Origin of the sequence: Actinosynnema sp. NPDC002837, assembly GCF_040295345.1 — a bacterium.
Taxonomy (GTDB): Bacteria; Actinomycetota; Actinomycetes; order Mycobacteriales; family Pseudonocardiaceae; genus Actinosynnema.
In genome coordinates, this window is the sequence record NZ_JBEOVG010000092.1 from 11,394 (window position 1) to 36,819 (window position 25,426).

The 25,426-nt window shown below is 72.5% G+C and carries 23 protein-coding genes; 13 read left to right on the forward strand and 10 right to left on the reverse strand.

The window, feature by feature from the left end; genetic code table 11:
• The first annotated feature begins 197 nt into the window (after positions 1-197).
• Positions 198-710, forward strand: coding sequence for an HdeD family acid-resistance protein (locus ABTZ99_RS37225; RefSeq protein WP_498774628.1), 513 nt, complete (start codon positions 198-200; stop codon positions 708-710).
• 9 nt (positions 711-719) lie between these two features.
• On the opposite strand, the gene ABTZ99_RS37230 is transcribed toward ABTZ99_RS37225, so the two are convergent.
• A complete protein-coding gene (locus tag ABTZ99_RS37230) occupies positions 720-2,435 on the reverse strand; it encodes an NAD+ synthase (RefSeq protein ID WP_498774626.1) in 1,716 nt (571 codons plus the stop codon).
• Between the two features lie 88 nt (positions 2,436-2,523).
• On the opposite strand from ABTZ99_RS37230, the gene ABTZ99_RS37235 reads away from it, so the two are divergent.
• From ABTZ99_RS37235 to ABTZ99_RS37245, 3 genes are all read left to right on the forward strand, one after another.
• Positions 2,524-4,071 carry an alpha/beta hydrolase gene (locus ABTZ99_RS37235; RefSeq protein ID WP_498774658.1) on the forward strand — a complete coding sequence of 516 codons (1,548 nt, stop codon included), beginning with the start codon at positions 2,524-2,526 and terminating at the stop codon, positions 4,069-4,071.
• Positions 4,072-4,208: 137 nt separating this feature from the next.
• The gene (locus tag ABTZ99_RS37240) at positions 4,209-5,129 is read left to right on the forward strand and encodes a hypothetical protein (RefSeq protein ID WP_499617866.1); all 921 of its coding nucleotides are present in this window, start codon (positions 4,209-4,211) and stop codon (positions 5,127-5,129) included.
• Between the two features lie 28 nt (positions 5,130-5,157).
• Complete coding sequence (locus tag ABTZ99_RS37245) at positions 5,158-6,657, forward strand: class I SAM-dependent methyltransferase (RefSeq protein ID WP_499617867.1); 1,500 nt, start codon at positions 5,158-5,160, stop codon at positions 6,655-6,657.
• A gap of 36 nt (positions 6,658-6,693) precedes the next feature.
• Here the strand turns inward: ABTZ99_RS37245 and ABTZ99_RS37250 are convergent, their stop codons facing one another.
• Together ABTZ99_RS37250 and ABTZ99_RS37255 are read right to left on the reverse strand one after the other, a co-directional pair.
• Entirely contained in the window at positions 6,694-6,975 is a 282-nt protein-coding gene (locus tag ABTZ99_RS37250; protein ID WP_499617868.1) for a DUF4287 domain-containing protein, read from the reverse strand.
• Between the two features lie 74 nt (positions 6,976-7,049).
• Entirely contained in the window at positions 7,050-7,262 is a 213-nt protein-coding gene (locus ABTZ99_RS37255) for a hypothetical protein (RefSeq protein WP_498774618.1), read from the reverse strand.
• Positions 7,263-7,373: 111 nt separating this feature from the next.
• On the opposite strand from ABTZ99_RS37255, the gene ABTZ99_RS37260 reads away from it, so the two are divergent.
• Together ABTZ99_RS37260 and ABTZ99_RS37265 are read left to right on the forward strand one after the other, a co-directional pair.
• Positions 7,374-8,204: a helix-turn-helix domain-containing protein gene (locus ABTZ99_RS37260; protein WP_499617869.1), complete on the forward strand. Its 831-nt coding sequence runs from the start codon at positions 7,374-7,376 to the stop codon at positions 8,202-8,204.
• Entirely contained in the window at positions 8,201-8,377 is a 177-nt protein-coding gene (locus ABTZ99_RS37265; protein ID WP_499617870.1) for a DUF397 domain-containing protein, read from the forward strand. Before ABTZ99_RS37260 ends, ABTZ99_RS37265 begins: the two co-directional genes overlap by 4 nt.
• On the opposite strand, the gene ABTZ99_RS37270 is transcribed toward ABTZ99_RS37265, so the two are convergent.
• Positions 8,316-9,161 carry a helix-turn-helix transcriptional regulator gene (locus tag ABTZ99_RS37270; RefSeq protein WP_499617871.1) on the reverse strand — a complete coding sequence of 282 codons (846 nt, stop codon included), beginning with the start codon at positions 9,159-9,161 and terminating at the stop codon, positions 8,316-8,318. The two genes, ABTZ99_RS37265 and ABTZ99_RS37270, sit on opposite strands and share 62 nt — an antisense overlap.
• Positions 9,162-9,281: 120 nt before the next feature.
• Between ABTZ99_RS37270 and ABTZ99_RS37275 the strand changes: the two genes are divergently transcribed.
• Positions 9,282-10,031: an SDR family oxidoreductase gene (locus ABTZ99_RS37275; protein WP_499617872.1), complete on the forward strand. Its 750-nt coding sequence runs from the start codon at positions 9,282-9,284 to the stop codon at positions 10,029-10,031.
• A 38-nt stretch (positions 10,032-10,069) separates the two neighbouring features.
• Here ABTZ99_RS37275 and ABTZ99_RS37280 read toward each other — a convergent pair whose 3' ends face one another.
• A complete protein-coding gene (locus ABTZ99_RS37280; protein WP_498774656.1) occupies positions 10,070-10,882 on the reverse strand; it encodes a TetR/AcrR family transcriptional regulator in 813 nt (270 codons plus the stop codon).
• Positions 10,883-10,939: 57 nt separating this feature from the next.
• Here ABTZ99_RS37280 and ABTZ99_RS37285 point away from each other — a divergent pair, with 57 nt between their 5' ends.
• Complete coding sequence (locus ABTZ99_RS37285; protein WP_499617873.1) at positions 10,940-12,631, forward strand: right-handed parallel beta-helix repeat-containing protein; 1,692 nt, start codon at positions 10,940-10,942, stop codon at positions 12,629-12,631.
• On the opposite strand, the gene lysX is transcribed toward ABTZ99_RS37285, so the two are convergent.
• A complete protein-coding gene (gene lysX / locus ABTZ99_RS37290; protein WP_499617874.1) occupies positions 12,615-15,875 on the reverse strand; it encodes a bifunctional lysylphosphatidylglycerol synthetase/lysine--tRNA ligase LysX in 3,261 nt (1,086 codons plus the stop codon). The genes ABTZ99_RS37285 and lysX overlap by 17 nt on opposite strands.
• Positions 15,876-15,907: 32 nt before the next feature.
• On the opposite strand from lysX, the gene ABTZ99_RS37295 reads away from it, so the two are divergent.
• The 5 genes from ABTZ99_RS37295 (at position 15,908) to ABTZ99_RS37315 (ending at position 23,069) form a co-directional block, all read left to right on the forward strand.
• Positions 15,908-16,714, forward strand: coding sequence for an alpha/beta fold hydrolase (locus ABTZ99_RS37295; protein WP_499617878.1), 807 nt, complete (start codon positions 15,908-15,910; stop codon positions 16,712-16,714).
• Positions 16,715-16,904: 190 nt separating this feature from the next.
• Positions 16,905-17,759, forward strand: coding sequence for a 3-methyl-2-oxobutanoate hydroxymethyltransferase (gene panB, locus ABTZ99_RS37300; RefSeq protein WP_053721535.1), 855 nt, complete (start codon positions 16,905-16,907; stop codon positions 17,757-17,759).
• Between the two features lie 227 nt (positions 17,760-17,986).
• The gene (locus tag ABTZ99_RS37305) at positions 17,987-18,208 is read left to right on the forward strand and encodes a hypothetical protein (RefSeq protein WP_499617875.1); all 222 of its coding nucleotides are present in this window, start codon (positions 17,987-17,989) and stop codon (positions 18,206-18,208) included.
• A gap of 35 nt (positions 18,209-18,243) precedes the next feature.
• A complete protein-coding gene (gene pip / locus ABTZ99_RS37310; protein WP_498774600.1) occupies positions 18,244-19,185 on the forward strand; it encodes a prolyl aminopeptidase in 942 nt (313 codons plus the stop codon).
• Complete coding sequence (locus ABTZ99_RS37315; RefSeq protein WP_499617876.1) at positions 19,185-23,069, forward strand: nSTAND1 domain-containing NTPase; 3,885 nt, start codon at positions 19,185-19,187, stop codon at positions 23,067-23,069. The genes pip and ABTZ99_RS37315 overlap by 1 nt, the downstream gene beginning before the upstream one ends.
• Positions 23,070-23,087: 18 nt before the next feature.
• On the opposite strand, the gene ABTZ99_RS37320 is transcribed toward ABTZ99_RS37315, so the two are convergent.
• The 4 genes from ABTZ99_RS37320 to ABTZ99_RS37335 all read right to left on the reverse strand — a co-directional run.
• Positions 23,088-23,843, reverse strand: a complete 756-nt coding sequence (locus ABTZ99_RS37320) for a helical backbone metal receptor (protein ID WP_498774596.1) — start codon at positions 23,841-23,843, stop codon at positions 23,088-23,090.
• 174 nt (positions 23,844-24,017) lie between these two features.
• Positions 24,018-24,632: a 2-phospho-L-lactate guanylyltransferase gene (gene cofC / locus ABTZ99_RS37325; RefSeq protein WP_498774594.1), complete on the reverse strand. Its 615-nt coding sequence runs from the start codon at positions 24,630-24,632 to the stop codon at positions 24,018-24,020.
• A gap of 19 nt (positions 24,633-24,651) precedes the next feature.
• Positions 24,652-25,092, reverse strand: a complete 441-nt coding sequence (locus ABTZ99_RS37330; RefSeq protein WP_498774592.1) for an SgcJ/EcaC family oxidoreductase — start codon at positions 25,090-25,092, stop codon at positions 24,652-24,654.
• Positions 25,093-25,183: 91 nt separating this feature from the next.
• On the reverse strand, positions 25,184-25,426 hold a 243-nt coding region (locus ABTZ99_RS37335; RefSeq protein WP_499617877.1), incomplete at its 5' end, for a hypothetical protein.

Genomic DNA, 25,426 nt, shown 5'->3' on the forward strand with positions numbered 1-25,426 from the left:
GCGGTCAGGGGCGACGGGCTGAGGCGGACACCGGCGGTCAGGGGCGACGGGCTGAGGCGGACACCGGCGGTCAGGGGCGACGGGCTGAGGCGGACACCGGCGGTCAGGGGCGACGGGCTGAGGCGGACGCCGAGGGTCGGGGGCGGCGCGCGGAGGCGCAGGGCGGGCGTGGGCGGGGGTTGTGGATCGCCTTTGGGGTGATCACGTTGTTGATCGGGCTGGCCGTCCTGCTCTGGCCCGGCCTCACGCTGCTGACGGCGGCGGTGTTGTTCGGGGTGGAGATGCTCGTCACCGGGATCTTCTGGCTCGCCGCCTCCTTCACCGCGGACGAGACGGGACGACAGCGGTGGCTGTTGGCGGTGGCCGGGTTGTTGGCGCTGGTCGCGGGCATCCTGTGCCTGCGCGCGCCGTTCCAGACCCTCGCGGTGCTGGCGCTGCTGCTCGGCGCGACCTGGGTGGTCGGCGGGGTGGCCGAGATCTTCCACGGGTTCGGCCGGAGCGGCTGGGCGGTGTTCTCCGGGGCCGTCACCGCGATCGGCGGGATCGTGGTGCTCGTCTGGCCGGTGGCGAGCCTGATCGCGCTGGCCTGGCTGCTCGCCATCGTGCTGATCGTCCTCGGCGCGATGGCCATCGCGGGCGCGGTCGGCGCCGATCGCACGCCGAAGACCGCGAAGGCGACCGCGCCCACCGGCACGGCCGCCACCGCGTGACCGGTCCGGTCAGCCCTCGCGCCAGCCGCTGGTGATGGGCAGCCTGCGGTCGCGCCCGAAGGCCTTGAACGTGATCTTGGTGCCCGGCGGGTACTGGCGGCGCTTGTACTCCGCCTTGTCGACCATGCGCAGCACCTTGTCGACCAGTTCGTGCGAGAACCCCATGGCGATGAGGTCGCGGTAGCCCTTGTCGCCCTCCACGTAGTCGTCCAGCACCGAGTCGAGCAGCTCGTAGTCCGGCAGCGAGTCGGCGTCGACTTGGCCGGGACGCAGCTCGGCCGACGGCGGCTTGCTGATCGAGTTCTCCGGGATCGGCGGCAGCTCGCCCAGCTTCTCCGCCTGCGCGTTGCGCCACCGCGCCAGGTCCCACACCAGCGTCTTGAGCACGTCCTTGATCGGCGCGAACCCGCCGACCGCGTCGCCGTAGATGGTCGAGTAGCCGACGGCCAGCTCGGTCTTGTTGCCGGTGGCCAGCACCAGGTGACCGTGCTGGTTCGACAACCCCATCAACGTGACGCCGCGGCACCGCGCCTGGACGTTCTCCTCCGCCAGCCCGGTCAGCCCGAGCTGGTCGACGAAGACGCCGACCATGTCCGCGATCGGCTGCTCCGAGTAGTGGCAGCCGGTGCGCTGGGCGAGGTCGTAGGCGTCGGACTTCGAGTGGTCCGACGAGTAAACCGACGGCATGGACACGCCGTAGACGTGGTCGGCGCCGAGGGCGTCCACCGACAGCGCGGCCACCACCGCCGAGTCGATGCCGCCCGACAGCCCGAGGACGACCGAGCGGAAGCCGTTCTTGTGGACGTAGTCGCGCAGGCCGGTGACGAGCGCGTGCCACACCTCGGCCTCGTCGGACAGCGGTTCGGCGGGCTGCGGCACGGGTAGCGGGTCGTAGGCCGGGAGGGGGTCATGGGACAAGGATCGGCGGTGGACCATAAACCCGCCGTAACCACCTTCCGTGCGGGGCGCGCCGCCGGGGAGGTCGAGGTCCAGCACGACCAGGTGCTCCACGAACTGGGGCGCACGGGTGATCAGCGAGCCGTCCGCGGACACCACCATCGTGTCACCGTCGAACACCAGCTCGTCCTGCCCGCCGATCAGGTTCACGTACGCGAGGGGCGCGCCCGCCTCGACCGCGCGCCGGGCCACGAGCGGCAGCCGCGCGTCGTCCTTCTTCCGCTCGTACGGCGAGGCGTTCGGCGAGACCACGAGGTCCACGCCCGCCTCCCCCAGGGCGGCGATCGGCCCGCCGTCCTGCCATAGGTCCTCGCAGATCACCATGCCGACCTCGACGCCGTGCACGCGCACGACGTCGAGCGTGTCGCCGGGGGTGAAGTACCGGCGTTCGTCGAACACGCCGTAGTTCGGCAGGTGGTGCTTGTGCTGCCGGGCCACCACCTCGCCCCGGTGCAGCACGGCGGCGGCGTTGCGCATGCCGCGCTCGTCGCGGTCGAGGTAGCCGACGAACACCGCCAGCTCACCGCACCCCGCGTCGTCCAGCCTGGCCGCGAGCGCGGTCAGGGCCTCCTTGGACGCCTCGGCGAACGACACGCGCAGCGCCAGGTCCTCGACCGGGTACCCGGTCAGCGCCATCTCGGGGAAGACCGCGAGGTGGGCGCCCGCCTCCACGGCCTTGCGGGACCACTCGACGACAAGTTCGGTGTTGCCCGCCAGGTCGCCGACACAGGCGTTGACCTGGGCGAGGGCGAGTCGGAGCTGTGGCATGGGGGCATTCTCGCTCACTCGGAGCAGCCAAGGCGCGCGTTGTGGCGGACGTGTCACACCTACGATCGAAGACGTGCGCCGTCCGATGATGCTGTTCCTCGCCCTCCCGCTCCTCGCCTCGTGCACGAGCGTGCTGCCCGGGTCGCCCACGGCGGGGACCGCGCTGGAGAAAAGAGGACCGGCCGGGGTCGTGCCCGCGGGGCTCGAGCGGTTCTACGGCCAGCAGTTGGGCTGGGAGGACTGCGCGCCGTACGCGACGACCGGGACGACGACGTCGCTGTTCAAGAACAAGAAGTCGCTCGAGTGCGCCCGCTTGGAGGTGCCGCTCGACTACGGCAAGCCCGAGGGCCGCACGATCAAGATCGGCCTGCTGCGGCAGCCCGCGACCGGTGACCGGATCGGCTCGCTCGTGATGAACCCGGGCGGTCCGGGAGCGTCCGGCATGGCCGCGGCGGCGGGCATGGGCTCGCAGGTCAAGTCGTCGCCGGTGGGTGAGCGGTTCGACCTGATCGGGTTCGACCCGCGTGGCATCGGGGCGAGCGAGCCGCAGGTCAAGTGCCTGACCGACGCCGAGCGGGACGCCGACCGGCTCGACAACGACGTCGACACGTCACCGGCGGGCCTGGCGCAGACCGAGGCGGAGAACAAGGCGTACGCGGAGAAGTGCGCCGCGGTGACGGGCGCCGACGTGCTGGCCAACGTCGGCACGCGGGACGTCGTGCGCGACCTGGACGTCATGCGGTCCGCGCTCGGCGACGAGAAGCTGACCTACCTGGGCTACTCGTACGGCACGCACATCGGCGCGGCGTACGCGCAGGCGTTCCCGGGCAACGTGCGGGCGCTCGTGCTGGACGGCGCGGTCGACCCGACGCAGAACCAGGTCGAGTCGCTGATCGCGCAGGGCGCCGGGTTCCAGAAGGCGTTCGACGCGTTCGCCGCGTGGTGCGCGACGCGGCAGGACTGCGCGCTGGGCACGGATCCGGCGAAGGCGAACCAGGCGTTCCGGGACCTGACGCTGCCGCTGGTGCAGCGGCCGGTGGCGGTGGGCGAGCGGAAGCTGTCGTACAACGACGCGATCACCGGCGCGATCCAGGCGATGTACTCGGAGGAGCTGTGGGCGCCGCTGAACTCCGGGTTGACGGAGTTGAAGAACAACCGCGGTGACGTGCTGATGTTGTTGGCGGACAACTACTTCGACCGCGACAAGGAAGGGCGCTACTCCACGATCACGGACGCGTTCGTCGCGGTGAAGTGCGTGGACGAGCCCCGGGTGACGGACAAGAACGTGCTCAACGACGTGGCGCGGCGGTACAAGGAGGCCGCGCCGTTCCTGGACGACGGCCAGCCGGCGGGCGCGGCGCTGGACGCGTGCGCGTTCTGGCCCGTGCCGCCGAGCGTGCAGGAGCACAAGCCGGTGTCCGGGCTGCCCCCGGTGCTGGTGATCTCGACGACGGGCGACCCGGCGACGCCGTACGAGGCGGGTGCCAACCTGGCGAAGGAGTTGGGCGGCGGGCTGCTGACGTTCGAGGGCAACCAGCACACCGTCTACTTCCACGGCAACGAGTGCGTGGACGACGCCGGGCACGCGTACCTGATCGAGGTGAAGCTGCCGCCCGAGGGGACGCGTTGTTCCTGAGCGGTCCACACTTTTCCGCGCCTTTCCACTTTTTGCGGTTTCCTCATAGGCCGACCGTGTGATCTCACGTCGGGTGCCGCCGTTCAGGGCTAAGCTCGCCGTCACACTTGCGAGGGGGAAGCATGACGGTCGACGGCGTGGCCGACGCCACCGAAGCGGATTTAGCCGGATTACGCGACAAACTGCGGGACCGGGAGGTCTACATAACGAACCTCCCGCGGTCACCCATGAATCTACTGCTGGTCGAACTCGTCAACGAACGCGTGGCGCACCGCACCTCGGATCCGGCTTTGATCAGGAGGTTCACCCTCCTCAACGACGCCGAACTGGAGTACGACGGAAGGCGCACGGAGATCATCGGCGAAACGGGCGCAATCGTCGTCTGGGCCGGCGGCAAGGTGTCGCAGAACTACGTCACCCGATTTCGCCGGAAGTACGTCGAGGTCGACAAGGAGTTGCGGACCAACCACGCCAAGACGGAGGAACTCGCCGGTTTGGTCGCCGACGGCGTCCCCAGCCGCGTGCCGCACCAGGTCCTCGACCAGGAGGTGATCCACCCCGAGGCCATGGTCGAGGTGCAGCGGGTGCTGGCGGAGTTCGTCGAGGACCGGATCACCTTCTGCGTGCCGCCGGACGACGCGCTCGTCCACCTGCCGGACGAGGTTCCGCTACCGGACGGTGCGCGGCCCTATCAGTTCTCGACCGCGCCGAAGTCGATTACCGTCCCCGTTCCGCGACCGACGCCCAAGTACTTGATCGTCATCACCATCGGGCACGGCAGCGATGACGGTCAGACGTTCTTCCCGCCGGTCGGCACCGTGACCGCGCAAGTGCTCGCCGACGGCCTCGGCCCGGCGCCGGACGCCGCGTTGTGCGTTCCGCTCCAGTGCTTCCCGATGCAGTCGGTGAACGCCTGGCAGGGCGTTGCCGGCTGGTCCGCGAAAATCACCTCGGCGAGCATCCCGCACCTGAACGAGTCGAACGACGCGGAAATGCTCGCCTGGATCAGGGCGCACCTGGCCGACGAGATCGCCAAGTGGTTCGACGGGCTGGTCTGATCGTGCCGACAAGGGGGAGGAACGAATCATGACCGGACCAGGGCACGAACTCGAGGACATGCAGCTCGGAAACCTGGCGGGGGTTTTCGACCGCATTTCCGCCGTGCTCCGCCGCGGCGTGCACGTCCAGCTGCTGACCGAGCACCGCGCGACCATGGAACTGCTGAACGTCTCGCACGTCGGGCAGCGCGCGCGCCTGGGCAGGCTGTTCGACGGCGTCGAGGCGCAGGCGCGGAGCACCAAGGACGACCCGGACGTCGCGCTGGCCTGGATCGCCTACTCCTACACGTGCGAGTACACCGAGCTCCTGGTCGAGAACCCCGCGCCGACCGGTGCCGGGGCACCCGGCGAGCCGCACCTGATGGAGCTGCGCAAGCAGGCCATGGAGAACGTCATCGCCCAGCGCACCAAGCTGCTGGTCAACGTGCCGTCCATCACCGACGCCCTCTTCGCCGGCACCGACAAGAAGGTGTCCGAGCTGTTCAAGTTCCGGGTGGTCGACGGCCGCGGCGTGCCCCCGCAGCTCCCCGGAGGCCAAGCGGCCGCGGCGCTGGCCTCGCTCCGGCAGAACCTGGCAGGCAGCGCGTTCGCGCCGCTGGCCGAGGCCGACTGGTCGGGCTCGCTCGGCCCGAACCACAAGATCCTGCGCGTGGACACCAGGGGCTCCGAGTTCGACCTCGGCGGCGTCCCGGTCGTGCTGGTGGAGGGCGTGCTCGACCCGAAGCTCACGCAGAAGACGGTGACCGGCGGGCGGGTCGTGCTCGCCGACGGGACCTCGCACGCGCAGGTCGGCGGGAACTTCGTCGGCAACCTCGTCAGCCAGCGCCGCCTGTACGCGGGCGACCAGGTCGAGTACGACACCAGCCACATGGCGCCGACCCTCGCCGGTGACGCGCACTGGCAGGGCAAGGCCGCCGACTGGCGCATCGACAAGGGCGGCAACCGCCGGACCTACTACGCCGAGGTCCACCCGAAGATCGCCCAGTACCTGATCAGCCTGGTGCCAGCGGACCGCGACGCGATCACCGTCCTGGACATCGCGGGCGGCAACGGCGACCTGGCCGAACGGATCATCAGGGAGCTGGGCGGGGCACGCCCCGAGGGTGACCTGCGGGTGAGGTACGTGGTGGTCGACTACAGCGAGGACGACATCGCCGTGGCGGAGGAGCGCTTCGCGACGCTCGCCGACACCCACCCGTTCGCCAGGACGACGGCCCTCGTGCGGGACATGTTCGAGTACGGCCACGACGCCGGGGCCATGCTGGGCGACATCGGCCTCAAGGCGGCCGACTTCGTCATCAACTCGGGCGGCCTGCTCAACAACCAGATCGGCGACGACCCGGAGACCCCGCGGCGCTTCGCCCGGATGTACGCGGACCTGCTGGCGCCCGGCGGGTACGGCATCTACTCCGGCCTCACCCCGTTGCTGATCAACTCGGCGACGCACCGGAAGCAGGGGTTGGAGATCCGCAACCTCTACGACATCGAGACCGAGCACCAGATGCACGTGGTGCGCCGCTTGGGCTAGCGCCCCGGACGTCCCTGACCGGAGCCGCGCTGCGGATCAACGGTTGGCGAGGCCGTCGATCCGCAGGGTGGCGGAGGCGTCCCGGTGGGCGCCGGTGCCACCGACGTGCTTGTCGCTGATTCCCGTGCCGTTCTTGAGCACGTGGTAGAGCGCCATGCCGTGACCGCGGCCCAGGTCGTAGTCGTCCTTCAGCCATTCGAGGACGACGCCCGCCTTGGTCGTCGCGCCGTAGCCGCGGTCGCCCGCCTCGGCCAGCAGTTCGGCGGGGGTCTTGCCGGTCTTGCGCTCGATGGTGTCGAGGTACGCCTGGAAGGACATGGCCTGCTCCCGTTCGTCGGTGTGCGGCCAGCCTAAGACAACTTTGACTGTCTTGACAAGATTATTTGTCGGACTCAGATCCAGAGCAGCTCGGCGCCCTTGAACAGGTGCAGGCAGCTCTCCGGACCTTGCAGGCTCATGCGGAGGCTGCCGTCCTCGGACACGACTTGGGCGCTCTCCTCGAACGCCAACCCCCAGGCGGCCACCTGGAACTCCGGCTCGCGCTCCACCACGGCGAACAGGCGCGGAGCCTCCTCCGCCACCCACTCACGCTCATCACTGGTCATAAACGGAACGGTAAACCCGACTGGTCGGATTGACTAGACACCTGATCAGGTGACCCGACGGCGCGAGACCGCTGCGGCAGACTGTCGGCGATCAAGGCCCGAGGAGACCCCATGACCAGCAACGACCGCAGCCCGGTCGACTACCGCGTCGGCCTCGCCCACCGCCTGCGCGAGCTGATGCGCCGCAGAGGTGTGACCAAGGCCGACATCCAGGCAACGTTGGGCTGCTCGGAGTCGAAGGTCGGCAAGATCCTGCGCGGCGACCACTCGATCGCGCCGCTGGAACTGGTGGCTCTGCTCGACCTCCTCGGGGTGGCGGAGGAAGAGCGCGCCGATCTGGTGCACCTCGGGGAGGAGGCGCGCAAGCGCCGTCCCAAGACGCCTTGGGGCGCGGCCATCCCGGACCGGCTCCGGAAGTACTTCAACACCGAGGAAACCGCGCGGCGCATCGAGGCGTACCGGCCGGATCTGCTGCACGGGTTGGCGCAGACCGAGGCCTACGCCCGCGCGGTGATCGAGACCAACCCGGCGCTGCGGCCCCACGAGGTCGAAAGCCTGGTGCAGGCGCGGTTGGCCAGACAGCGGAGGTTGGCAGGGCCCCACCCACCCGAGTACGTCCTCGTGATCAGGCAGTCGGTGCTGCGGGCCCCGGTGGGATCGCCGGAGACCCGGTTCGAGCAGTTGCGGCACCTGAAGAGGTTGGCCGAGCTGCCTCACGTGACCGTGCGGGTCATCCCGGACAGCGTCGGCCTGACCAGCGCGCTGTACTTCCCGTTCGAGATCCTCACGCCACCCGGCGACCTGCGGAAGACCGTGTACGTCGAGACGTTGACGGACGGCCTGTTCGTCGACGAGGAGAGCCGGATCTCCCACTACGAGGGGGTTTTCCAGGAACTTCTGGCGGTCTCGGCCACGGACCTGCTTGATAGCGTTGAGGTATGACCTGGCGGAAGAGCAGCTACAGCGGGAACAGCGGCGGGAGCTGCGTCGAGGTGCGGGCCGGGCTGGACGCGGTGCGGGACTCGAAGAACGTGGACGGGCCCGTGTTGGAGGTCAGGCCTGCTGCCCTGAGGGCGTTCCTGAAGGCGCTGCGGACCAGCTCGCCAGGAGCTTGAGGCGCTCCTCGGTCGGTGAACCCACGCGAGCGGTGTAGACCGCGAGCACGATGTCCGGGTCGCCGGTCGGTTGCAGGGTCTCGTAGTCGAGGTCCAGGTCGCCGACCACGGGGTGGTGGATGAGCTTGGTGCCGTGGGTCTTCTCCAGCACCTTGTGCTGCGCCCACAGCTTGCGGAACGTCTCGTCCTTCACCGACAGCTCACCCACCAACGCCGCGACCCTGGCGTCGTCCGGGTAGCGGCCCGCGTCCAGCCTGAGGAACGCCACCATGTCGGCGGCGACGGTGGGCCAGTCGCGGTAGAACGTGCGGGATTCCGGGCGCAGGAACGTGTGCCTGGCCGAGTTGCGGTCCTCCGGCGGCAGGTCGCCGAAGCCGTAGAGGGCGTCGGCCAGGGGGTTCCAGGCGAGGATGTCCGAACGCCGGCCCATCACGAACGCGGGCACGTCGACGGCCATCTCCAGCAACCGCCGCAGGCCCGGTCGGACGCGTTGGGGCGCGGGCCGCTTGGCCGGCGCCGGGCGGACGAGGTTGCGCAGGTGGGCGCGTTCGGTCTCGTCCAGGCGCAGCACGCGGGCGACGGCGTCCAGCACCGAGTCGGAGACGGCGGGCGTGCGGCCCTGTTCGAGGCGCATGTAGTAGTCCACGCTGACGCCGGCCAGCATCGCCAGCTCCTCGCGGCGCAGGCCCGGCACGCGCCGTCGACCGCCACCGGGCAGGCCGACGTCGTCCGGGCGGACGCGAGCCCGGCGGCTGCGGAGGAATTCGCCCAGGTCGTGGTTCACCCACCCAGTATGGCCGCCTGCCGCGTGCCGAGCCTGGGTACTGCCAGACCTAGGGAACGCGGTCCCACAGGCTGACCAGAGCCTCTGGTACCCGCGGTGACCAGGTCCAATGTTGTCGCCATGACCTACGACCTGAACAACCGCACTGCCGTTGTCACCGGTGCCGCGAGTGGCATCGGCGCCGAGATCGCGCTCGTCCTCGCCCGGTCCGGGGCGAAGGTCGCGCTGCTGGCCCGCCGCGCGGACCGGCTCACCGACCTGGCCGACAAGATCGCCGCCGAGGGCGGGCAGGCGCTCGCCGTGGCCGCCGACGTCACCGGTGACCTCACCGACGCCGTGGCGGCGGTCCACACCGCCTTCGGCCGGGTCGACCTGGTGGTGAACAACGCGGGCGTGATGCTCGCGAACCCCCTCACCGAGGGCCGGGACGACGAGTGGCACCGGATGATCGACACGAACGTCAAGGGCCTGCTGAACGTGACCAAGGCGTTCACCGCGGACCTGGTCGAGGCGGGTGCGACCGGCACCGCCGACCTGGTGAACATCTCGTCGATCGGCGCGCACCTCACGTTCCCCAACTACGCCGTCTACACCGCCACCAAGGCCGCCGTCACGCACCTGTCGGCGAACCTGCGCACGGAGCTGGGCCCGCTGGGCGTGCGGGTGACGAACATCGAGCCGGGCCTGGTGCACAGCGAGCTGGCCGACCACATCGACAACCCGGATGTGGCGGCGCACCTGGCGCAGTGGCGGGAGGACGTGCCGCCGCTGAACCCGGCCGACATCGGCGACGTGGTCGGGTTCGCGACCAGCCGACCGGCGAACGTGAACCTCCGGCAGCTGGTGGTGCTGCCGACCGTGCAGGCCTGATGGTCCGAGCCGCCCGTCGACGGGAGTCGGTGGGCGGCTCAGCTCGACCGGCGGCCCCGGTACGCGCGTTGCTGGCACGCCCGAGAGCAGTACGCGCGGGGCCGCCCGGACGCCGGTTGCACCACCGGTTGACCACAAACCCGACAGGTTTCATCACGCTTTACATCACGCTGACGGATCAGCAGCTCGATGCCGTCGAGCACCCGGGCCAAGCCGAACCCGAAGGGGTCCAGCTGGTCGAAGCCGCCGGTCTCCCACAGCCGGGTCAACGTCGGGTAGCGGTCGAAGCGGGCGAACAACGCGTCCCGCGCACCCCACCACTCCTCGTCGCTCACCCCGGTGCCGCGCTCCGCCCGCGCGGCCTCGACCAGGGCGGACGCCTCGGCGTCCACGAAGCGGGCGACCAGGCCGACCGCCGCGACCACCTCGGCCGGCGTGAGACCGGTGTCCGCGAGGATGCTCAACGCGTGCTCGTAGTGGGCGAGCGCGTTGGGCCCCGGCACGTACCGAGCGGGGAGCTCGGCCAGCCACGGGTGCCGTTCGCGCAGCTCCCAGCTGTGCCGCGCGAACGCCTCCAGAGCCGGCCGCCAGCCGCCGTCCGCCGACGGCAGCGGGTCGCCGTGCACGGCGTCGCGCATCAGGTCGACCAGGTGGTCACGGCCGGGCACGTGGCGGTACAGGGACATGGTGGTGAAGCCGAGCCGTTCGGCGACCTTGCGCATGGACAGCCCGGTCAAGCCGTCGGCGTCGGCCACCTCGACCGCCGCGCCCACGATCGCCTCCAGGCTTAGCCCTCCCCGCCCGTCCCACAGCAGCTCGACCGAGCGGTCGGGATCGCCCGCTTTCGCCATCACGCCTCCATGATATACAACTTATGGTTTACGCCATAAACACCTTGGGGACTGTTCATGACCGATTTCCACGTCTCACCCACCGGGGACGACTCCGCCGCGGGCACGGCCGCCGACCCGTTCCGCACACTGGAGCACGCGCGACGAGCCGCGCGTGCGGCGGGAGGCGACGTGACCGTTCACCTCAGGGCCGGCACGCACGTGCTGACCGAGCCGTTCGAGCTGACCGAGGAGGACTCCGGCGTCGTCTACCAGGCGTTCGGCTTCGGCACCGACGCGCGGGAGGAGGCCGTCCTGAGCGGCGGCCGGGAGGTCGCCGGGCGACGGGGGCCGGACGGCGTGTGGGTGGCCGAGGTCGGCGACCTGGTCACCCGCCACCTGGTGGTGAACGGGCGGCGGGTCGAGCGCGCCGGCGTGGACGGGCTGCCCGGCACGGTCCGCCGCACGGCGACCGGCTACGTCACCGACCACCCGCCGGCCTGGCGCAACCCGTCCGGCGTCGAGTTCGTGCACCGGGGCGTCTACCCGTGGACGGAGGCGCGCACGGCGGTCGCGTCCGCCACCGCCGACGGTGAGATCACCATGGCGCAGCCCGGGTTCGGCTGGGCCGTGGACCTCTACAACTCGGAGTGGTTCGGCCAGGTGATGTCCGGTCCCCCGGCGCCGACCCGGGTGGAGAACGACCCGGCGTTCCTGACCGAGGGCACGTTCGCGCTGGACCGCTCACACCCCGGCGAGCACGTCCTGCACTACCTCCCCCGCCCGGACGAGGAGCCGCACGTGGTCGCGCCCGCGTTGGAGGTGCTGGTGCGCGCCACCGGCGTGCGGGACGTGGCGTTCCGGGGCGTGGTGTTCGCCGACACGACGTGGCTGCGGCCGGGCAGCGACCGGGGTTTCCTGCACTACCACTCGAACGGCTACTACGACGGCGGCCGGATCGGGAAGGTGGAGCCGGCCGAGGGCGCGTGGCTGACCGTGCCCGAGGAGCACGAGGAGATCCCCGCCTGCGTACGGCTCGACGGCACGTCCGGTGTGCGGTTCGAGGGCTGCCGGTTCACCAGGCTCGGCACGACCGGGCTGGGCGCGACCGGCGGCGCGGACCTCGTCGTGCGCGGCTGCGACTTCGACACCCTCGCCGCGTCCGCGATCTCGATCACGGGCACCAGGAAGGCGTTGGTGGAGGACAACCTCATCGCGCACGTCGGGCTGGACCACTCCGGGTCGGCCGGCATCACGTTCCACGACACCGAGGACTGCACGGTCGCGCACAACCACGTGCGCGACGTGCCGCACAACGGCATCGTGGCCAACCCGGCGCGCGGCGGCACCCGCATCACGCGCAACCTGGTGACCGGCGCCATGGGCGTGCTGGCCGACGGCGGCGGGGTCTACCTGTCCGGGCGGCAGGGCGACTCACCCGAGAACGGGGCCGTGATCAGCGGGAACGTCATCGAGGACACGCGCACGCCGTACAACTTCGGCCTCTACACCGACTACGGCGCCACGTGGGTGACGGTGGAGGGGAACGTGGTCGCCCGCGCGGACAACACGTCGGTCCTGCACGTCTACCCGCCGTTGGAGCACGTCGTCTACCGGGGCAACTTCTGGGACGCCGACCCGGTCGGCAGCGACGCCGTGCCGGACGGCGTCACCTACGAGGGCAACACCACGATCGCCGACCCGGCCGAGCTCGACGCCGCCACGGCGGACGTCCGGGCGCGGGCGGGCCTGCTCACGAGACGGGCCTGACGAACGGGAACAGCACGGTCTGCCGGATCGAGGCGCCGGTGAGCATCATCAGCACCCGGTCCACGCCCATCCCGAGCCCGCCGGTGGGCGGCATCCCGTGCTCCAGGGCGTCGAGGAAGTCCTCGTCCAGCTCCATCGCCTCGACGTCGCCGCTGGCCGCCCGCAACGACTGCGCCCGGAGCCTGCGGCGCTGCTCCAGCGGGTCGGTCAGCTCCGAGTAGGCCGTGCCGATCTCCGCGCCGAACGCGACCAGGTCCCAGCGTTCGGCCAGGCGGGGATCGGCGCGGTGCGGCCGGGTCAGGGGCGAGACCGAGGTCGGGAAGTCGGTGTAGAAGGTGGGCTCGACGGTGTCCGGCTCCACCAGCCCGTCGTACGCCTGCTGCACCAGCGCGCCGTGGTCGGCTTCGTCGGCCGGTTCGAGGCCGTGGGCCGCCAGCAGCGAGCGCAGCTCGGGCACCGGGGTGTCCGGGGTGACGGTCGTCGACAGCGCCGCGGAGACGGCGGTGTAGACCGGGATGACGGGCCACTCCCCCGAGAGGTCCACCTCCTCGCCGTCGCGGACGGCGATCGGGCGGCCGTGCGCGGCGACGGCGGCGCGCTGCACGAGTTCCCGCACGAGGTGCCGCATCGTCGTGTAGTCGGCGTAGGACTGGTAGGCCTCCAGCATGGTGAACTCGGGGTTGTGCGAGGCGTCCGCGCCCTCGTTGCGGAAGTTGCGGTTCAGCTCGAAGACCCGGTCCACGCCCGCCACGCACAGCCGCTTCAGGTACAGCTCGGGCGCGATGCGCAGGTACATGCGCATGTCGTAGGCGTTGATGTGGGTGACGAACGGCCGGGCGTTCGCGCCGCCGTGCACGGTCTGGAGCATCGGCGTCTCGACTTCGAGGTAGTCGCGGTCGTGCAGGAAGTCGCGGATGCCGCGCACGACGTCGCTGCGCAGCCGCAGCATCCGGGCCGAGTCGGGGTTCACCGCCAGGTCGAGGTACCGCCTGCGGACCCGGGCCTCCGGGCCGGACAGGCCCTTCCGCTTGTCCGGCAACGGGTGCAGGCACTTCGCGGTCACGGTCCACTCGTCGGCCAGCACGGACAGCTCGCCCCGCCGCGAGTAAACCACCTCGCCGCGCACGCCGACGTGGTCGCCGAGGTCGACGCCCGCCTTCCACGCCACCAGGTCCACGCGCCGGGCGTCGAGCATGAGCTGGAGCTCGCCGGTGAAGTCGCGGACGCGGGCGAAGCACAGGCCGCCGAGCTCGCGCAGCGCCACGACCCGGCCGGTCACCGAGACGGTCTCGCCGAGGAGCTGCCGCGCCTGGGCCAGGGAGTGCTCACGCGGGTAGCCCACCGGGTACGGGTCGATGCCGGCGGCACGCAGCCGGTCCAGCTTGGCGAGGCGGACGCGGACCTGCTCCGGGCGGCGCGGCGGTGGCGGCTCGACCTCGATCGCGTCGATCTCGGCGACGGCCGCGGCGAAGCCCGTGTCGACGGTTCCGTGGGCCAGCGCGCGCGAGGACCCCCGCTTGACCAACGACCTCAGGCTCGGCACGAACCCCTCGGCGACGCCGGCCGCGACGCTCACGCGGGGCAGGTGGCGGGCACGGGTGAAGCACAGGTAGCGGGGCAGCCACTCCGGGCCGTACTTGGCGTTGGACCGGTACAGCGATTCCAGCTGGAAGAACCGGGACGCGAGGCTCAGCACCGCGCGCCACGTCCGCAGCACCGGTCCCGCGCCGATCCGCCCGCCTTCCTCGAACACCGCGCGGAACATGGCGAAGTTCAGCGACACCCGCTCGACGCCGAGCCGGGCGGCGGCGGCCACCAGCTCGGCCACCATGAACTCGTTCAGGCCGTTCTCGGCGGCGCGGTCGCGGCGCATCAGGTCCAGCGACAGCCCCCGCCTGCCCCACGGCACGAACGACAGCAGGCCGCGCAGCTCGCCGTGCGCGTCGTAGGCCTCGACCATCACGCACCGGCCGTCGGTCGGGTCGCCCAGCCTGCCCAGCGCCATGGAGAACCCGCGCTCGGTCTGCGCGCCGCGCCACCGCTCGGCCAGGTCGAGGATGGCGGCCAGCTCGTCGGCCGGTATGTCGGCGTGCCGCCGGACGCGGGCGGTGTGCCCGGCGCGCGCCACCCGGCTCACGGCCTGCCGCACGGCCCGGCGCTCGGGACCGGTCAGGGTGAACTCGCGCACGTCCAGCACGGCCTCGTCGCCGATCTCCAACGCCTTCAGGCCCGCCGCCGCGTAGACGTGCGCGCCGCGTTCGCTCGCGCCGAGCACGCCGGGCAGCCAGCCGTACCGCCGCGCCTCGGCCAGCCACGCCTGCACCGCCTGCGGCCACGCCTCCTCGTCACCCACGGGGTCGCCGCCGGCCAGCGTGGTGCCGGCGAGGACGCGGTAGGTGAGCGCGGCGCGGCCGTTCGGGGCGAACACCACGCTCTTGTCGCGGCGGGTGGCGAAGTAGCCGAGCGAGTCCGGCTCGCCGTGCGCGGCCAGCAGCCGCCGCACGGCCAGCTCCTCGGCGTCGTCCAGGGACCGGCTCGACCGCACGCCGCGGAAGAACACCCGCAGCGCGGCGATCGCGACGAGCATCCCGCCGAACCCCAGCAGGACGCCCAGCCACGGCGGGCCCTCGCCGCCGCGGCGTTGGGGCAGCACCTCGCCGGTGATCTGGTTGGCCGCCCAGCCCAGCTTGTGCCACGTGCCGTGCAGGTGCCCCGGGAACAGCTCGGTCAGGCCCCAGCCGAGCAGGGACAGCACCAGGATCCCGCCGACGAGGACGACGAGCGTCCGCTGCCAGGCGCCGGCGGCCAGCTCGGCCGGGAACGCGTCCCTGACCGCCAGCAGCAGCACGATGACCGCGACCGTGACGACGACGAAGCTGCCGAGGTCGACGGTCACCCCCAACCGGTCCGGCGGCTCGTCGGGGCCGAGGAACGGTCCCGGGTCGATCCAGTAGCGGATGATGAGGAGCAGCACGACGCCCGCGTTGAGCACCTGGAACAGCAGCAACGTCCACAGCGCGGCTCTCTTGCGCCTGCGCAGGGCCGCGCCGAGCACCACCAGCACCAGGGCGATGAACAGGTTCGCCTCGACGGGTAGGCCCAGCAGGTACGAGACCCGGAGAATGCCCCTGGCGAGGTCGGACTCCTCGTCGATCAGGAACAGCAGGAGCGACGCCGCGGCCGCCACCTGGACGACGGTCGCGACCACTCCCGCCGTCCGCCACTTCCACCTGGCCACCGCCACGACACGCTCCAAGGAGGTTCCGGTTGTCCACCATGGTCGCCTCCCTCGCGGGTCGCGTGCACCTGCGGTCATCCGGGCGTGTCGACGGGCCGGCGGTGGTGCTCAGCTCGGCGCTGGGCGGCGCCTGGTTCGACTGGGACGCGGTGGTGGCGTTGCTGCCGGACGCGCGCGTGCTGGTGTTCGACCGGCCGGGCACGGGGTGGTCCGGGCCCGCGCTCGCGCCCGCGACGCTGGCCCGTGAGGTGGCCGTGCTGGACGCCGTGCTGGCCGGAGAGCCGTCGGCGGTGCTGGTGGGGCACTCGATGGCCGCGCTGCACGTGGAGGCGTGGGCGCGGCTGCGGCCGGGTCGGGTGCGCGGGGTGGTCCTGGTGGACCCCGATCCGGAGGCGCCGGGCGGCGGGCGGCCGTTCGACCTGTCGGCGCTGGTGGCGCGGTGGGTGCTGCGGGCGGGGCTGGACCCGGTCGTGGCCGCCCAGGGGTTGCGGCTGCGGCGGTGGGTGGTGCGCGGGTCGACGCTCGGCCGGCGTGATCCGGCCTCGCCCGCGGTGGTGCGGTCGGTGTACGGGCGGCCGTCGGTGACGCGGGCCGTGCTGGAGGAGTTGGCGTCCTACCCGGCGCAGGTGGCCGCGGTGGAGCGGTTGCGGGCGTTCCGGCCGTTGCCGCCGGTGCCGTTCACCGTGCTCACGGCGGGTCGGCGGGAGTGCGCGGCGCACGTGGCGCTGGCCGCGTCGGCCCCGACCGGGCGTGCCGTGCGGGTGCCGGGCAGTCGGCACATGGTGCCGGTCGACCGGCCGGACGCGGTGGCGTTGGCGGTGCTCGCGGCGTTGCGCGGCGGGTGAGCGGGAGGGGCGCGGCGGAGGGGGCACGGTACTCCCGTCCGGCGTCGTGCGCGATGTGGCGGACGGACCATGTGAAGCGTCTCGCACTACGCGCAATTACCCCGGCGTCGGTGTCACGCTGGTCGGGTAACCGTGCAACAAGGTCCCGGGGACCAGCGACGAAGCCGGCCCCGAGGGAGGACGGTCGACGATGACCTCGACAGAGGTAACCGCGCCTTACGGCAACGGGGCGGGCAGCGCCCCCACCGGCAAGAAGGTGCGCATCCACCACCTGCGGGAGCTGAAGGAACGCGGCGAGCCGTGGCCCATGCTCACCGCCTACGACATGTACACCGCGGAGCTCTTCGACGAGGCGGGCATCCCGGTGCTGCTGGTCGGCGACTCCGCGTCCAACAACGTCTACGGCTACGACACGTCGCTGCCGGTGACCGTGGACGAGCTGATCCCGCTGGTCCGGGGCGTGACCCGGTCGGTGAAGCGGTCGCTGGTCGTGGCCGACCTGCCGTTCGGCTCCTACCAGGTGTCGGTCGAGCAGGCCGTGGCGACGGCCGTGCGGTTCATGAAGGAAGGCCGCGCGCACGCGGTGAAGCTCGAAGGCGGGAAGCACTTCGCACCGCACATCGAGGCCATCGTGCGGGCGGGTATCCCGGTCATGGCGCACATCGGGTTCACCCCGCAGAGCGAGCACCAGCTCGGTGGCTACCGGGTGCAGGGCCGCAACGACGCGTTCGACTCGGTGGTCGAGGACGCGCACGCCGTCGAGGCCGCGGGCGCGTTCGCGGTGGTCTTGGAGATGGTGACCAGCGAGGTCGCCAAGCAGATCACGCACGACCTGGTGATCCCGACCGTCGGCATCGGCGCGGGACCGGACACCGACGCGCAGGTGCTCGTCTGGCAGGACATGATGGGCCTGCGCCGCGGGCGCGCGCCGCGGTTCGTGAAGCGGTACGCCGACGTGGCGGGCGTGATGAAGTCGGCGGCGGAGCAGTTCGCGGCCGAGGTGAAGGGCCACCAGTTCCCCGGCCCGGAGCACACCTTCCACTGATCTCGTGACCGTGGTCGCCGTGCGGGCTCCGGCCGGCACGGCGACCACGTGCATTTCCACGCGGCGCCGGCGAATGCGCGGTGAGGCGGAACAGCTCGGCTGCGGACTACCTCGCCCGGCGATTTCCGAAGTGGTGCGGGCCACGATTTGTGCGGGCCGTGACCGGAATGCCTGTGCCACGATCACGGCGGAATGCACCACTCGGGTTCGGCACGGGGCGGTCCGCCATGGTGTCCAGCGACGCGGGGCCGCCGGCCGGCGCTCACAGCCCGTGGCGGCGCACCATCGGCATGATCACGTCGGCGTTCGCCCGCCACGCGCACTCCGCGCAGGCGCGGGAGATCGTCAACAACACCGTCAACACGGTCACCGTCACCGAGGGCGGCACGCTGGCCGGGCACGTGCTGCAGACCGGCTCGCTGACCGGCGACGTGGACATCACCGGGTGATCCACTCGACGGCGCTCTCGGGCAGAGTGGGCCCCATGTACCCCGAGATCGAACCCTACGACCAGGGCCTGCTCGACGTCGGCGACGGCAACCGCGTCTACTGGGAGGTGTGCGGCAACCCGTACGGCAAGCCCGTGGTGTTCCTGCACGGCGGGCCTGGCGGCGGTTGCGCGCCCGTGCACCGCAGGCTGTTCGACCCGGCCGCGTACCGGATCGTGCTGATCGACCAGCGGGGCTGCGGCCGGTCCCTGCCGCACGCGTCCGAGCACGGCACGGACCTGTCGGACAACACCACCTGGCACCTCGTGTCCGACCTGGAGCAGGTCCGCGAGCACCTCGGCGTCGACCGGTGGCAGGTGTTCGGCGGGTCGTGGGGGTCGACCCTGGCGCTGGCGTACGCCCAGACGCACCCGGAGCGGGTGACCGAGCTGGTGCTTCGGGGCATCTTCACGTTGCGGCGCAAGGAACTCGACTGGTACTACGGCGGCGGCGCGGGGTTCCTGTTCCCGGAGCCGTGGGAGGACGTCGTGTCACGCGTGCCCGAGGGCGCGGACGTGATCGAGACCTACGGGCGGCTGCTGAACGACCCGGACCCGGCCGTGCGCGAACCGGCGGCGGTGGCGTGGAGCGTGTGGGAGGGGTCGACGGTCACGCTGCTGCCCCGGCCGGAGTTGGTGGAGACGTTCGCGCAGCCCCGGTACGCGCTGGCGTTCGCGCGGATCGAGAACCACTACTTCCGGCACGGCGGGTGGTTGGCGGAGGGGCAGCTGCTGCGTGACGCGGGGAAGCTCGCGGGCATCCCGGGCGTGATCGTGCAGGGCCGCTACGACCTGGCCACGCCCGCCGTGACGGCCTGGGACCTGCACCGGGCGTGGCCGGGGTCGGAGCTGGTGGTGGTGCCGGACGCCGGGCACGCGTTCGACGAGCCGGGCATCCTGCGCGCGCTGCTCGCGGCGACCGACCGGTTCCGCGGTTGATGGACCGCTTCACCGCCCGCGTCCTCCGCGACGGCACGCCTGTCGGCGCGGGGTTCCTGGTCGCGCCGGACCTCGTGCTCACCTGCGCGCACGTCGTCGGCCCCGGGATGGAGGTCGACTTCCCGCTGGTCGGGCCCGACCGGGTGGTGGCGGAGGTGGTGCACCTCGACGTCGAGCGGGACGTGGCGGGGCTCCGGCCGGCCGCGGCGCCGCCGGACGTGCGGCCGGTGAGCCTGGTCGACCTGCCGGACGTGCGGGGACGGCGGGTGCGGGCGTTCGGCGTGCCCCACCGGAGGCCCGACGGCGTGTGGTCGACCGGCACGGTCGTCGGCCGCAGCGCCCAGGGCAAGCTCCAGGTGGAGGACGACCGGGCGCACGGCGTGCCGATGAGCCGGGGCTTCAGCGGCGGCCCGGTCATCGACGTCGACACCGGCGCGGTGATCGGCATGACCGTCGAGGTGGAGAGCCGCCCGGAACGCCGCACCGCCTACGCCCTCGGCGCCGCCGCGTTGCACGAGAGCCTGCCGGAACTGGCCCGGCCACAACCGTCGCCGTTCCGGGGCTTGGACGCGTTCCAGCCGGACGACGCGGAGTGGTTCTTCGGCCGCGACCGGCTGGTGGACGACGTGCTGGCGCGGCTGGACGGCGCCGGCCTCGCGGTCGTCACCGGCCAGTCGGGCGCGGGCAAGTCGTCGCTGGTGCTGGCCGGTGTGGTGCCCCGGCGGCCGGGCTCGGTCGTGTTCCGGCCCGCTTCCGGCAGCACGCCCTGGCAGGCGGCAGCGGCCGCGCTCGACGTCGAGGAGCTGACCGCCGAGGGCTTGGCCGACGCGGTCGACCGGTGGTCCGGCCGCCACGGCCACGAGCGGGTGCTGCTGGTCGCCGACCAGGTGGACGAGGCGCTGGCGCGGTTCCCGGCCGAGACCCCGGACCTGCTCGCCGCGCTGCTCGCCCTGCGCGGGCCTCGGCGGCACGTGGTGCTCACCGTCGGCACGCGGGCGTTGGACGCCTTGCTGTCCGACCGTCGGCTCGGCGTGCTCGCCGAGCACCTGGTCCTGGTCACCACCTCCGACGACAACCTGCGCGAGATGGTCGAACGGCCGCTGGACCGCGTCGGGATGCCCGTGTACCAGGAAGGGCTGGTGCGGGTGCTGCTGGACGACGTCGCGCACGAGCGCAACCCGCTGCCGCTGCTCCAGTTCACCCTCACGTTGTTGTGGGAGCAGCAGGAACGCGGCGTGCTCACCCACGACGCGTACCAGGCGCTGGGTGGCGTGCCGGGCGCGGTCGCGGACTACGCCGAACGCGTCTGGCGCACGATCGGCCCCGAGGAGGACGTGCGGCGGCTGCTGGTGCAGCTCGTGAGCCCGGTCGAGCCGGACCGGTTCGTGCGGCGCGTGCTGCGGCTGGACGACCTGGCCGACCCGTCGTCGGCCAAGGCGCTCGCGGCCACCCGGTTGGCCACCAGCGACGGCCGGACCGTGGAGCTGGCGCACGAGACGCTGATCCGGCGGTGGGACCGGCTGCGGACGTGGGCCGAGGAGGACCGCGACTTCCGGACGTGGCAGGACGAGCTGGACCGCGACGTCACCAGGTGGTCGCGGACGCGGGAACGGGCGTTGCTGCCCAGGGGCAGCGCGCTGCGGCGGGCACGGCACGAGCTGCGCGACCGCGAGCCGGACTTCCAGCCGGCGCAACGGGAGTTCGTCGCCGCCGGGCGGCGGGCCTCGGTCCGGCGGGCCTTCTGGCGGGTCGCGGTGGTCGAGCTGGTGGTGCTGATGCTCGTGGCGGTGGGCGTGATCGTGGTCCGCACCCGTGCCGTCGACGCCGAGAACCGCGCGGTCGGCGCGGCCGACACGTTGTTGCGGCGCGGCGCCTACAGCGGTGACCGGAACGGGTTGCTGCTGGCCTTGCGCGCCTACCGCACGCACGACTCGATGGCGACGCGGAACGCCTTGCACACCGCGTACGCCGGGTTGCGGCACGCCGAACTGCTGCTGGACGGCGTGTCCGACGCCAAGCACGTCAACCGCTCCGGCACGCGCATCGTCACGATCGCCGAGGACCGGCGGCTGACCTCCTGGGACGTCACCCGCGTGCCCGCCGTTCCGGTCGGGTTGCGCGAGTCCGACGAGCTGGGCGCGTACGAGCCGACCTGGCTCGGCGACGACTTCGTGGTCGCACGCGCCGGTCCGCGAACCGTCGTGTGGGACGCGCGGACCGGGGAGATCACGCGGCGGATCGAGGGGTTCGGCAACCGGCTGGTGGCCGACCCGACCGGGCGGTGGCTGGCCGCGTTCATCCTGGCCGACCCGCCGAGCTCCGACTACCGGGTGGTCGACCTCGCCGGCGCCGACCCGGTGTCCGTCGACGGGCGGTTCGCCGGCTCGCCGGGCGACCCGGGGTTCGCCGGGCTCAGCGACCACCCGCGACCCGTCGCCGTGCTGGACACCGGCGAGCTGGTGGTCGTGACCGGTGCGGTGACCACGGCGTTGTCGCCGGCCGGGTCACGTCCGCTCGCCGTGCCCGCCGGCGCGCGGGTGGCCGACGTGGGTGTGTCCGAGCCGGTGTACCTGGAGTGCGACGGGCAGTGGCGCGCGCGTGGCGTGCTCACCGGCGCGCTGCACGCCGCGCAGACCACGCCGGACTGCGAGCACGAGGTGGTGTTCGGCGGTGACCGGCGGTGGCTCGCGGTGTCCGGTGAGCAGAGCGTCACGGTGCTCCGCGACGGCGAGCCGACGCGGCACGCCGAGGTGCCCGCGGGCTTCCGGCCCGTCCGGCTGCTGTCCGACGAGGACGGTGGGCACCGGGTGGTGCTCATCGCCTCCGGTTCGGCGCTGGTGCTGCGGCTGCCGCCGATGACCGGGTGGGAGCGGTCGCGGTACTACGACCACTACCCGTACTCCTCGGGCCCGGTGCTGCCGATCCCGGGGCACCGGGTGCAGGTGTCCAACTCCGACGAGGTCGAGGTGTGGGACACCGGCACGGGTGAGCTCGTCGCGGCACGGTCTGCCGTCGTGCCCGCGCGGTCGGCGGACCGGACGGGCTCGGGGGTCTGGCTGGCCGCCTCACCGGACCACCGGGTGCTGACCACGTCGGTGGCCGGCGACCCGACCGTGCGGGTGTGGCGGCTGCCGGACCTGGCGCCGCTGGGCGAGTTCACCGCGCCGCACCTGTCCGCCTCGTCTTCCACCGGGGTAACCGCCGTGCGGTTCCTGGACCACCGGCGCGCGCTGGTCGTGCACAACGACGCGGTGAGCGTCTGGGACCTGCCGGACCGCCGACAGGTAGCCGGGCCCTACCGGCTCGACGGGAACGTGTTCGACGGGTCGGACTTCAGCCTGGTGCACAACCCCGTGCGCGACGAGCTGATGGTCGAGGTGCCCGGTTCCGAGGAGCGCTGGCGGCGGTACCGGCTCGCGGACGGCGCCTACCTGTCCGACGCCGACATCGCGCCCGGCAGCCTGGACTTCGCGGACGGGAGCTTCGCGCGGCCCGCGATCGACCCCGGCGGCCGGTACCTGGCGCTCTACTGGGGGCAGGGCGTCGAGGTGTGGGACCTGGACACGCGGGCGCGGGTGGACCGGCTGCCCTTGACGGACCAGCGGTTCAACGTCGTCGGCCTGCGGTTCGGCGCCGACGCCGACGAGGTGCTGGTCGAGCTGTCACCCGACTTCACCGGACCCGGGCTGCTCACCCGGCGGTGGCAGCGCAACCGGTTCTGGGGCGTGCCCGCGTGGTTCGGCCAGGACGCGTCGTCGGTCGAGGTGGTGGCCGAGGAGCCGCCGTGGGTGGCCGAGCTGTGCCGGTTGGTGCGCAACGGACCGGCCGAGGTGGAGCCCGGCGCGCTGCCGGAGGCGGCCTGGCACGGGCCCGTGTGCCCGTAGCCCCGGGCGCTCGGCCCGTCAGGGGCGCAGCGCCGCCTCCAACGACGCGCGCGCGTCCACCAGTGACGGGCCGTACCAGGTCAGGTGGCGGCCCGAGACGTGGACGGGGCGCAGGCCCGGGAAGAACTGCGGGCCGTCGTCCGGGGTGAACAGGTACGGCTCGTCGGGCAGCACGACGAGGTCGGCGTCCTGCAGTTCGCGCAGCTCGGGGCGCGGGTAGCGCTCGGGGTGGTCGGCGAAGGCGTTGACCACGCCCAGGCGCAGCAGGACGTCGCCGGCGAACGTGTCGCGGCCGAGCACGACCCACGGCTTGCGCCACACCGGGACCACGGCCCGCGTCCACGGCGGCGTCACCTCGCGCCACAGCCGCTCCGCCTCGACCAGCCAGTCCGGCTCCACGTCCCACGCCGTGCCGAGCAGGCGGCGCAGCGAGCCCAGCGCGGCGGGGACGGTGGCGGGTGCGGCGGTGACCCACACCGGGATGCCGTCGGCACGCAGCCGTTCCACGTCCTCGGGGCGGTTCTCCTCGCTGTTGGCCAGCACCAGGTCCGGCCGCAACGCGAGCACCCGGTCCACCACCGGGTACTTCGAGCCGCCCACCCGGGTGACGTCGAGGTCGGGCGGGTGCGTGCAGTAGTCCGTGGCACCGATGAGGACAGCGGGGTCGACCGCGTCGGTGACGAGGGCCTCCGTCAGCGAAGGCACCAGACTCACCACGCGGGTGGGCGGGCCGGGCAGCGGGACCGGCTCGCCGAGGTCGTCGACCGGCAGCATCAGACGTCGTCGCTCTCCGGGCCCGCGTGCGCCCCGTCGCGGCGGTCGATCGCGGTGAACGCCCCGGTTCGAACCTGCGCAAGCATCGCCCAGCCCTCCACGTCCGCGATCGGGACGCCGACCGTACCCCGCCACCACACCGGTCGCGAGCCCCCGCACCCGGCGTGCGCGACCTCAGCGTTCGGCCGCGACCAGGGTCGCGCTGTGCGGGCCCAGGCCCAGGGCGGTCGCGATGCTCAGGTCTTCCCCCGTGTCGACGTCGCACCGCAGCGAGGGCCAGTCACCGGTCAACGCCACCGCGCCGCCGACCTCGTGCGCGTGGGCCGATCCGACGCCCAGCCGGGGGTTCAGGTCCGTGCCGGGCGCGGCCAGCAGCAGCGTCGTCCCGGTGCCCGGGCGGTCGGCGCAGAAGGCGCGGCGCCCGTCCGCGCTCGCGATGGCCGAGGACAGCTCGGCGGGTCGCAGCGCCGGGAGGTCGGCGTGCAGCACGCCGACCGCCGCGCTCGGGTCCCGACGCCGCAGCACCCCGGCGCCCGCGCGGACCGCCGCGTTCAACCCGGCGCCGGGGTCGGGGGACGACTCGACGCCCAGCGCGGCCACCTCCTCCACCACGGCCGGGTCGGACGTGACCACCAGCACCCGGCGCACTCCCGCCGCGGCCGTGACCGCGGTCAGGGTGTCCAGGGCGAACGCGAGCGCCAGGGCCGCGCGCGCGACCGGGTCCGCGGCCACGTCGGCCAGCCTGGTCTTCGCCCGCGCCAACCCCTTCACCGGGACCACGAGGTCCACCGCGCCGCGCCTCCCCCGGTCAGCCACCGGGCCGTGTCTCGTCGGGGATCGGCGTGTTCTGGTAGGCGGCGATCCGCCAGCCGTCCAGGCCGTTGGCCAGCACCCAGGTGGCGCGGACGGATCCGGTCGCCGACTCGGCGTCGTCGGGCGAGAGGTCGCCGCCCTCGGTGATCACCAACGCGACGCCCGGTTGCAGGAACCGCAGGTCCACCACGTCCTGCACCAGCGTGGTCCCCCGGTCCGCGGCGGCGAACTGCTCGGTCACCGCGTTCCGGATCACCTCGCGGCCCCGCAGGAACCGGTTGTCCGACAGGATCATCCTGGCGTTCTTGGTGTAGGCGTCGGCGAACGCGTCCGCGTCCTTGCCCGCCCACGCGCGCACGATGCCGTCGAGCACCTCCCGCACCCTGACTTCCTCGTTGCGCGCCCGACCCGTGTCCGGTGTGGTCGTACTGGTCATGGTCTCCCCCGCGTTCCCCTCGGCGCCCCCGACGAGGGGGCCACCCGGAACCGTTCCGCTTTCGGCCTCCGCCGATCGTGTTCGGTGGCGGTCACACCGGCATCTTCCGAGTTGCGGTGTTGCCGGTCGGCGCGCCGCCGATCGCCGGTGCCGGGTGATCCACTCGGCCGTAGGTCGTGGTGCGCTGCCGGGCCGGGCGACCGGCGAGGGCCGCGGTGGCGTGGAGCTGGGTGGCGGTGCGGGCGGAGCCGTGTTCGGAGCCGGCCATGCGGCTGATGGTCTCTTCCATGAGGGTGCCGCCGAGGTCGTTGGCGCCGCCCCGGAGGACTTCGGC